Source organism: Kitasatospora sp. NRRL B-11411 (genome assembly GCF_000721345.1).
Lineage (GTDB): Bacteria > Actinomycetota > Actinomycetes > Streptomycetales > Streptomycetaceae > Kitasatospora > Kitasatospora cineracea.
The window spans coordinates 1-8,687 of sequence record NZ_JOGH01000183.1; the positions used below are offsets into that span (position 1 = coordinate 1).

Sequence of the window (8,687 nt, forward strand, 5' to 3'; positions counted from 1 at the left end):
CCCGCCCCCGTCCGCCCCCGCACCGACGCGAATCGGCCGATCCCCCGCGTCCTGACTGCTCAACCCCGTCCTGGCATATGCTGCCGGGTGGTCAGGGACGACCACCACCCACCCTCGCAGGAGTGCCCGATGAGCGATCACGACACCGACCGCAGCGCGCCCCCGATCCCGATCGGCGTCATCGGGCTCGGCGACATCGCGCAGAAGGCCTACCTGCCCGTCCTCACCGCCCAACCCGGCCTCGACCTGCGCCTGATGACCCGCGACCGGGCCAAGCTCGACCGGATCGGCGACGCCCACCGCATCCCGTTCCGCACCACCGACCTCGGCGAACTGATCGACTCCGGCATCCGCGCCGCTTTCGTCCACGCCGCCACCGACCAGCACGTCCCGATCGTCGAGGAACTGCTCACCCGCGGCGTCGACGTCTACGTCGACAAACCGCTCGCCTACGACCTCGACGGCGCCCGCCGCCTCGCCGACCTCGCCACCCACACCGGCCGCTCCCTGCTGGTCGGCTTCAACCGCCGCCACGCCCCCGGCTACCTGCTCGCCGCCGAACGCCCGCGCGACCTGATCGTCCTGCAGAAGCACCGCGAGGGCCTCCCCGAACGCGCCCGCACCCTGGTCTACGACGATTTCATCCACGTCGTCGACAGCCTGCGCTTCCTCGTCCCCGGCGAGATCGAGCACGTCGACGTCCGCTCCCGCACCCGCGACGGCCTGGTCGAACACGTCGTCCTCACCCTCGCCGGCCGCGGCTTCACCGCCCTCGGCATCATGAACCGCGTCTCCGGCTCCACCGAGGAGATCCTCGAAGTCTCCGGCGCCGACTCCAAGCGCGAGGTCCACAACCTCGCCGAAATCATCGACCACCGCGGCCAGCCCACCATCCGCCGCCGCGGCGACTGGGTCCCCGTAGCCCGCCAACGCGGCATCGAACAGGTCGTCCTGCACTTCCTCGAAGCCCTCCGCGCCGGCAAGACCCTCGACGCCACCGACGCCCTGCGCACCCACGAACTCTGCGAACTCATCGTCAACCGCATCGAATCCGAATCCGGATCCGCCTGACCGACATCCGTCCCCCGTCTCTCCGTCCGCCCTGCCCGCACCCGCGGGCGGGGCGGCTCGGCTACGATGCCCGCAGGCCGTGACTGGCGCACGGGTGGAGCACCACCGGGGAGCGGCCGAGCCAACCGCTGCCGCGCGCCTGGGCGAACTCACCCCGAGTCCCAGGAGCCGCACCCGTGACCGGATCCCCCCGCCCCGCCCGCCTGATGGACGGTACCGCCCTCGCCCGCCGCCTCACCGACGAGACCACCGCCGCCGCCACCGCCCTCCACCGGCGCACCGGCACCACCCCCTGCCTGGCCACCGTCCTGGTCGGCGAGGACCCGGCCTCCGTCACCTACGTCCGGATGAAGCGCAACCGCTGCACGCAGGCCGGCATCCGCTCCCGCCACCTCGCCCTCCCCGCCGCCACCAGCACCGCCCGACTCGTCGACACCATCGGCGAGTTGTCCGCCGACCCGGACGTCCACGGCATCCTGCTCCAGCACCCCGTCGGCCCGCACCTCGACGAACGCGCGGCCTTCGAGGCGATCGCCCCCGCGAAGGACGTCGACGGCGTGACCACGCACTCCTTCGCCGCGATGGGCTTCGGCCTGCCCGGCTTCGTCTCCTGCACCCCCGGCGGCATCATGCGCCTGCTCGACGAGTACCGGGTCGAGTTGAGCGGCAAGCACGCCGTCGTGGTCGGCCGCAGCGCCATCCTCGGCAAACCGGCCGGCCTGCTCCTGCTCGGCCGCGACACCACCGTCACCTACTGCCACTCCCGCACCCGCGACCTGCCCGCCCTGCTCCGCGAGGCCGACGTCCTGGTCGCCGCGGTCGGGAAGCCCGACTTCATCCGCGGCGAGCACCTCAAGCCCGGCGCGGTCGTCGTCGACGCCGGCTACAACCCCGGCAACACCGGCGACGTCCACTTCGCGTCCGCCCGCGAACGCGCCGGCCTGATCACCCCCGTCCCCGGCGGCGTCGGCCCGATGACCATCGCCGTCCTGCTCGCCCAGACCGTCCGGGCCGCCACCCGCCAACTCGGCCTCGACTGATCCCGTTCGGACAGCCCCGGCCCCGCCCGGCCCGAGGGCTGTCCGACCCGCCCGCTACCGTCGCCCCCGACGAACCCCCGGCGGAGACGGACGAGTGACGGTGAACGGCGAGACCCCGCAGCAGCGCACCGCCCGGCGGGCCGTGCTGGACCACCTGCTCGCGCTGATCGCCGGCTCGCCGTGGGCCGAGGCGCTGGTGCTGCGCGGCAGCATGGTGATGCCCGCCTGGGTGGGCCAGGCCGCCCGCGAGCCCGCCGACCTGGACTGGATCGTGCTGCCGTCCCGGCTCGTCCCCGTCGACGAGCTCGATCCGTACCCCTACCTGCCCGACCTGGCGGCCGCCCAGCAGTGGCCCGAGGCCGCGGACGGCGCGGGCGGGTACGAGATCTGGCGGCACGAGGAGTTCGACACCCGCGGCCTGCGGGTCCGCCTCCCGCCCGAGGGCCTCGCCTGGGTGCTGGAGGACGAACCCGAGGACGAGGGACCGGAGGAGACGCTCCGCCGGCTCGTCACCCGCCACCCGCGCCCCGCCCCCGGCATCACCCTCCACCCCGACTCCGTCCGCACCAACGGCAGTTGGGCCTACGCGTACGACGACGGCCGGCCCGGCGTACGGGTCGCCCTGCGCTGGACGGCGGAGTGCGGCGGCGACGGCGGGGCCGCCGTCGAGGGCGAGGTCACCGTCGACTTCGCCCGCGACGAGCGGCTGCCCGAACCGCCCGTCCGCACGGCCGTCCCGCGCGGCGACGGCACCGGCGCGACCACCGTGCGGACCGCGAGCCGGGAACTCTCGCTCGCCTGGAAACTGCTCTGGCTGCACGCCGACGGCACCCGCGCCCGCGCCAAGGACCTGTACGACGCCGTCCTGCTCGCCGAACTCTGCGCCCACACCCTCGACCCCGCCCTGCTGCACCGCGTCCTCGCCCGCGAGCCCGGCCACCCCGGCCACTCGGACCACCCCGGCCACCCCGGCCACCCGGGCGACCCCGGCACCCTCCGCCCCGCCGTCCCGCCCGCCGACTGGGACGCCCTGCGCGCCGCCCACCCCGGCATCCACGGCACCGCCGCCGACTGGCTGGCCCGCCTGCGCACCGCGCTCGCCGCCACCGCCACCGCCGCACCGCACTGACGCCCCGTCAACTGCCGCACCGAAAAAGGGAAGCGCCCGCGCCGCCCCCGGCGTTACGTTGGCCGGATGCGTCTGACCAAGTATGCCCACGCCTGCGTCCGGATCGACTCGCCCGACGGAGACCGCTCCGTCCTGATCGACCCGGGGTGCTGGACCGAACCGAAGGCGTTCGACGGCGTCCGGGCGGTGCTCTACACGCACGCGCACGCCGACCACCTCGACCCCGAGCTGCTGGCCGCCGCCCGCGCCGCCGACCCGGAGCTGGAGGTGTACACCCACCCCGAGCTCGCGGCCGAACTCGCCGCCCACCCCGCCCTGGCCGGCCCCGCACCCACCGCCGTCCGCACGGGGGAGTCCTTCGAGGCCGGCGGCTTCGCGGTGCGCGCCGTCGGCGGCCGGCACGCCCAGGTCATCGACGCCCACCCGGACTGCGCGAACCTCGGCTACCTGGTCGAGGGCGTCTACCATCCCGGAGACTCCCTGCACGTCCCGCGTGGCCACGACGGCCGCGCCGAGGACGTCCGTGCCCTGCTGCTCCCCGCCTCCGGCCCGTGGCTGAGCCTGCGGGAGGCGATCGAGATGGTCCGCGCCGTCCGTCCGGAGCGCGCCTTCCCGATCCACGACGCCAACCTGAGCCCGATCGGCGCCGAGAACTTCGACGGCTGGCTGGAGGGGGAGTCCGCCACCCGCTACGCCCGGATCGCGCTCGGCGAGTCCGCCGTCCTGGACTGAACCGGGCCCCCGGCCCCTCGCCTCCCGGCCTCCCCCCCCCGGCGGTCCGCGGCCGGCCCGAGCCGCCGCGGACCGCCCGCGCTCACTGGCCCATCACGTACCGGACGGTCGGGCCGGTGGTCCAGCCGCCGTCCACCGCGAGCTCGGCGCCGGTGATGTAGGACGCGGCGTCGGAGAGCAGGAAGACGGTGGCCGAGGCGATCTCGGGCGCCTCGCCGACCCGGCCCATCGGGGTGTTGGGGTAGTTGCCCTCGCCGCGCTGGATCCCGGTGGACGCCGTCATCGGGGTGTAGGTCATGCCCGGGTGCACGGAGTTCACCCGGATCCGGTCCACGCCCAGCTCCACCGCGCCGATCTTGGTCAGGCCGCGCACCCCCCACTTGGACGCGCCGTAGCCCGCCGTCAGCGCCAGGCCCATCAGGCCGGCCGCCGAGGAGATGTTCACCACCGAACCGCCGCCCGCCGCCCGCAGCGCGGGGATCACCGTCTTCATGCCGATGAACACACCGGTCAGGTTGATGTCCAGGACCTTGCGGAAGTGCTCCACCGACTCCTCGGCCAGGAAGCTCCCGGTGGAGATGCCCGCGTTGTTCACCAGCCCGTGCACCGCCCCGAACTCGGCCTGCGCGTAGGCGATCACGTCCGCCCAGTCCTGCTCCGAGGTGACGTCGTGGTGCCGGTACCGGGCCCGCTCGCCCAGCTCCGCGGCGACGGCCTCGCCGTCCGCGTCCAGGACGTCCGTGATCAGCACGTTCGCCCCCGCCCCGACCGCCTGCCGGGCGGTCTCCGCGCCCAGGCCCCGGGCCCCGCCGGTGATGACGACGGTCTTGCCGGACAGCTCGCTCATGACTTGCTCCTTGGTACTCGCCCTGCGGGCACGGGCCTCGTGGGCCCTCGTTGTTCCATCGGTACGTCCCCCGCCGGCATCCGGCCCGCGGACACCGGCGGCCCCGCACCCGTCGCGTCGGCCGGGTGCGGGGTGGAGGGGATCAGGGGACCGGCGCGGTCAGCAGGCCGGTGCAGACGGCGACGAGGTCGGCGAGGTACGCCCGGTCGTCGCTCAAGGTGGGCTCGCCCTCGGCCAGCTGCCGGGCGCGTTCGGCCAGCGCGGCCCCGATCAGGGTCAGCGCCAGGTCGATCCGCTCCAGCCGGACCGGCTCGGGGGCCAGCGGGATCAGCGGCGTCTCCAGCGCCAGGATCAGCCGCCAGTACAGCGTCCCGGCCAGCCCCGCGTGCGGGCGCCGCTCGCGGATGCCGCTGCGGTGGCTGACCTGGGTGGAGATCCGCAGGCAGTCCCGCCCGCGCTCGGTGCGCAGCTCGGTGGACTCCGCGTCGACCAGCGCCCGGAGCAGCTCGCCCAGCGAACGCCCCTCCGGCTTCGGCAGCCGCTCGGCGAGCGCCTGCTCGGTGCGCCGCTGGCGCTCGGCCATCACCGCGTCCAGCAGCCCCTCGCGCGAACCGAAGTGGTACTGCACCGCGGACGGGTTCGCCTGCCCGGCCCCCCGCACCACCTCGCGCAGCTGCGCGCCGTGCACGCCCCGCGCCGCGAACGCCCGTTCGGCGGAACGGATCAGCAGTGCCCGGGTGGAGCCGCTGTCACCGCCGGTCGACTTCGTTGCCATGCCTCCACATTAATGCTCGCCATTATTAATGTCGAGCATCAGGGCAGCTGGCGGGGGCTGCGCCCGTCCGGGTAGCGCCTGGGAGCTGGCTGGGAACCCCGGCGCGCGGCAGGAGGAATCTCCAAGCCGCCCTTGCTAGCTTCGTGACGCATGATCGACTCGTCCCACCTGGCAGCCCGGTCACGCTCCCTGGCGCTCCACCTGCTGTCCCGGCTCAGACTCCGACACCTCGCCTGGCCGCTGTTCGCGGTGGCGCTCTGGCGCTACCTGGTGGTGTACGGCCTGCCGTACGCCAACGACGTGGTCTTCCTCTGGCTGATCGCCGCCCTGGTCGCGGCCTCCGTACACAGCGGCGGCCGCAAGGGCTGGCTGCACGTCCTGCGGGACTGGGTCCCGGTGATGGCCGTGGTCTGGACGTACTCCCTGCTCCGGGGCTACGGCGCGCACACCCCCTGGAAACCGCACTACGCCCCGCAGATCGCCTTCGACGAGGTGCTCGGCTTCGGCGAGACCTGGACCGTCCGCCTGCAGGACTGGCTGTACCACCCCGGCCGGCCGCAGTGGTACGACTACGCGGCCGTCACCGTCTACATGACGCACTTCTTCGCGGTGTTCGTGATCCTCGCCGTGCTGTGGAAGCGCAACCACGCCCGGTTCCGGCACTTCCTCGGCTGCTACCTGGCGATCACCGCGATCGGCTTCGTCACCTACGTGCTCTACCCGGCCGACCCGCCGTGGCTGGCCGCGCTGGAGAACCACATGCCGGCCGTCAGCCGGATAGTGTCCACCGTCCTCGACAGCAGCGGCCTCCACCGGGCCGGCACCATCTTCGAGAACGGCAGCAAGTTCGCCAACGACGTCGCCGCGATGCCCTCGCTGCACGCCGCCTACCCGATGATGATCGCCCTGGTCTTCTGGCCCCGGGCGAGCCGCGGACTGCGCGTCCTGCTCGCCGCGTACCCCCTGGCGATGGCCTTCACCCTGGTCTACGGCGCCGAGCACTTCATCATCGACATCCTGGTCGGCTGGGCCTACGCCTGGGCGATGGTCACCCTGGTCAACCGCTTCGTCGCCCGCCGCGCCGCGGCCCGGGCCGCGAAGGAGACCGCGACCGTCCCGGCGGCCGCCGAACCGGCCGTCCCGGTCGGCTGAGGACGAGCTCCCTCCCACCCGCGGGCCCCGGCCCCGGTCCCGGCAAGGTGGTGCCGGAACCGGGGCCTCTTGCGTCCCCGGCGGCGGCTCCCGCGGGCCGTCCGGAAGCCGATGAACGAATTCCGGGAACTCGCTGGGCGTTCACTGGGAATCGAACCTCCCCGTGTTCGGGCTGGTGGGCCGCCCGAGTGAACCTGACGGCCCGTCAGAGATGGTCGTTCCGGGGTGATCGGGCGGGAGCGGTGAAGGCTTTGCCAATCCGTGGCGGAGTCTTGTTCCGCACCCCGGTAGCGTCGTGCGGAACCCAGCAGGAGGACCCACCATGGCCGCACCCCACGCCCCGTCAGCGCCCGGCGCGCGCCCCCGACCCGCCGGCCGGCCGACGGCCCGATGATCTCCGGCCACCTCGCCGTACCCGCCCTCTGGGCGGTCCTGACCCCGCTCGGCGTCCTGCTCTCCGGTGTCGGCCTGGCCTCCACCATCCGGATCCGCCCGGGCACCGACCGCCCCCGCGACCACCTGCTCGGCCCGCTGCTGATCGCCACCGGCATCCTGGTCGCCGGCTTCGGCCTCTGGATGCTCTGACCCCGGCCCGGCCCCGGCCCCGCCCCGGCCCCGCGCGGACTCAGCGGCCGCCCGCCGCACTGCCCCCGCCGCGGCTCTCGGACTCGACGTGCTCGACGTGCTCGACGTGCGCGACGCGCTCAGTGAACTCGGCGCCGACGTTGCTCCAGTCGAACTCGGCCCGCCACGCCGTCCGCCCCTGCGACCAGCCGACCAGCGCGTTCACCACCTTCGGGAGCGAGACCGTCAGGGTCCGGTAGTGCTCGGCGGGCACCCCGTCGCGGTACTCCAACTGGTAGACGCCGTTCTCCTGGAGCCGCACCTGCGCGTACCAGTCGCCCTCCGGCTCGTCCGCACCGAACCGCTCGACGATCAGGTGGGAGTCCCCGCGCTGCATGTTCGCCACCAGCCGGCTCAGGGCCGCCGGCCCGGGGTCGCGCATCGACAGTCCGCGCTCGGTCATCGCGTGAAGCATGCGTGGAGCATGCCGCACCTCACCGACAACACGGCCACCGGGGCCCGACCGGTTCCACCCCGGCGTACTCCGGCGAGCTCCGCAACTACCGCCGGACGGCCAGGAGTTGACGCCGAGACCGCCGCCGGCCAGGCCCTCTCCCGCCCGTGCCGGGGGGTCGACCGCCGGACACCCGTCGAGCAGACTGGGCCGGATGACGACACGACCCACTCCCCGGGAAGACCTCCGCGCGGTCCTCTTCGACTCGGGCGGCGTCCTGATGCGCCCGATCGGCGGCCGCTGGAACCCCCGCGCAGACTTCGAACCGACCGTCCTGGCCCACGCACCCGCCACCACCCCCGAACGGTTCGCGGCCGCCATTGCCGCGGGCGACCGCTTCCTCGCCGCCACCTCGTCGACCCCGGCGACCGACGACTACCACCGCCTGCTGCTCCACCACCTCGACGTGCCCCCGACCCCGGAACTCCTCGCCGACCTGCGCCGCGAACTCCCACCGGCCGCCCTCTTGGAGACCTACCCCGACGTCCTGCCCACCCTGGAGGAACTCGCCCGCCGCGGCGTCCGGATGGCCGTGGTCTCCGACGCCTGGCCCAACCTCCCCACCCTGCACGCGGGCCTGGGCATCGACCGCTTCTTCGAGGCGTACGCGATCTCCGCCGTCCTCGGCTGCAACAAGCCGGACCCGCGGATGTACCACCACGCCAGCACCGCGCTCGGACTCGCCCCGCACCACTGCCTGTTCGTCGACGACGACCCGACGCTGGTCGCCGCCGCCCTCGCCCTCGGCTACACCGGCCGCACCCTCTCCCGCGACACCCCGTCCCCACCCCCGCCTCCGTCCCCGCCTCCGCCGGAGTCCCGACCATCACCTCCCTGACCGACCTGCTGCCCCTCTTCTGACC

At 74.0% G+C, this 8,687-nt stretch carries 10 protein-coding genes and 1 riboswitch; of the genes, 7 read left to right on the forward strand and 3 right to left on the reverse strand.

Translation table 11 applies throughout. The features are described 5' to 3' along the window. The first annotated feature begins 129 nt into the window (after positions 1–129). The 4 genes from IH44_RS0137590 (at position 130) to IH44_RS0137605 (ending at position 3,972) form a co-directional block, all read left to right on the forward strand. The gene (locus IH44_RS0137590) at positions 130–1,071 is read left to right on the forward strand and encodes a Gfo/Idh/MocA family protein (RefSeq protein ID WP_051818141.1); all 942 of its coding nucleotides are present in this window, start codon (positions 130–132) and stop codon (positions 1,069–1,071) included. Positions 1,072–1,140: 69 nt separating this feature from the next. Continuing rightward, positions 1,141–1,223: riboswitch (ZMP/ZTP riboswitch) on the forward strand. A 24-nt stretch (positions 1,224–1,247) separates the two neighbouring features. Next, positions 1,248–2,111, forward strand: a complete 864-nt coding sequence (locus IH44_RS0137595; protein ID WP_030464342.1) for a bifunctional 5,10-methylenetetrahydrofolate dehydrogenase/5,10-methenyltetrahydrofolate cyclohydrolase — start codon at positions 1,248–1,250, stop codon at positions 2,109–2,111. 94 nt (positions 2,112–2,205) lie between these two features. After that, entirely contained in the window at positions 2,206–3,240 is a 1,035-nt protein-coding gene (locus tag IH44_RS0137600) for a nucleotidyl transferase AbiEii/AbiGii toxin family protein (RefSeq protein ID WP_369795047.1), read from the forward strand. 66 nt (positions 3,241–3,306) lie between these two features. After that, the gene (locus IH44_RS0137605; RefSeq protein WP_030464344.1) at positions 3,307–3,972 is read left to right on the forward strand and encodes an MBL fold metallo-hydrolase; all 666 of its coding nucleotides are present in this window, start codon (positions 3,307–3,309) and stop codon (positions 3,970–3,972) included. 82 nt (positions 3,973–4,054) lie between these two features. On the opposite strand, the gene IH44_RS0137610 is transcribed toward IH44_RS0137605, so the two are convergent. Together IH44_RS0137610 and IH44_RS0137615 are read right to left on the reverse strand one after the other, a co-directional pair. After that, the gene (locus IH44_RS0137610) at positions 4,055–4,819 is read right to left on the reverse strand and encodes a glucose 1-dehydrogenase (protein ID WP_030464345.1); all 765 of its coding nucleotides are present in this window, start codon (positions 4,817–4,819) and stop codon (positions 4,055–4,057) included. A gap of 142 nt (positions 4,820–4,961) precedes the next feature. Next, the gene (locus IH44_RS0137615) at positions 4,962–5,594 is read right to left on the reverse strand and encodes a TetR/AcrR family transcriptional regulator (RefSeq protein ID WP_030464346.1); all 633 of its coding nucleotides are present in this window, start codon (positions 5,592–5,594) and stop codon (positions 4,962–4,964) included. A gap of 150 nt (positions 5,595–5,744) precedes the next feature. Between IH44_RS0137615 and IH44_RS41985 the strand changes: the two genes are divergently transcribed. Further along, positions 5,745–6,746 (forward strand): phosphatase PAP2 family protein, encoded by a 1,002-nt coding sequence (locus tag IH44_RS41985; RefSeq protein ID WP_051818144.1) that lies wholly within the window; start codon positions 5,745–5,747, stop codon positions 6,744–6,746. A 390-nt stretch (positions 6,747–7,136) separates the two neighbouring features. Then, complete coding sequence (locus IH44_RS0137625) at positions 7,137–7,331, forward strand: hypothetical protein (RefSeq protein WP_030464348.1); 195 nt, start codon at positions 7,137–7,139, stop codon at positions 7,329–7,331. Between the two features lie 40 nt (positions 7,332–7,371). Here the strand turns inward: IH44_RS0137625 and IH44_RS47510 are convergent, their stop codons facing one another. Beyond that, on the reverse strand, positions 7,372–7,773 hold the full coding sequence (locus IH44_RS47510) for a hypothetical protein (RefSeq protein WP_063759762.1): 402 nt from the start codon (positions 7,771–7,773) through the stop codon (positions 7,372–7,374). 205 nt (positions 7,774–7,978) lie between these two features. Between IH44_RS47510 and IH44_RS41990 the strand changes: the two genes are divergently transcribed. Continuing rightward, positions 7,979–8,662 carry an HAD family hydrolase gene (locus tag IH44_RS41990; protein WP_232795249.1) on the forward strand — a complete coding sequence of 228 codons (684 nt, stop codon included), beginning with the start codon at positions 7,979–7,981 and terminating at the stop codon, positions 8,660–8,662. Positions 8,663–8,687: the final 25 nt, after the last annotated feature.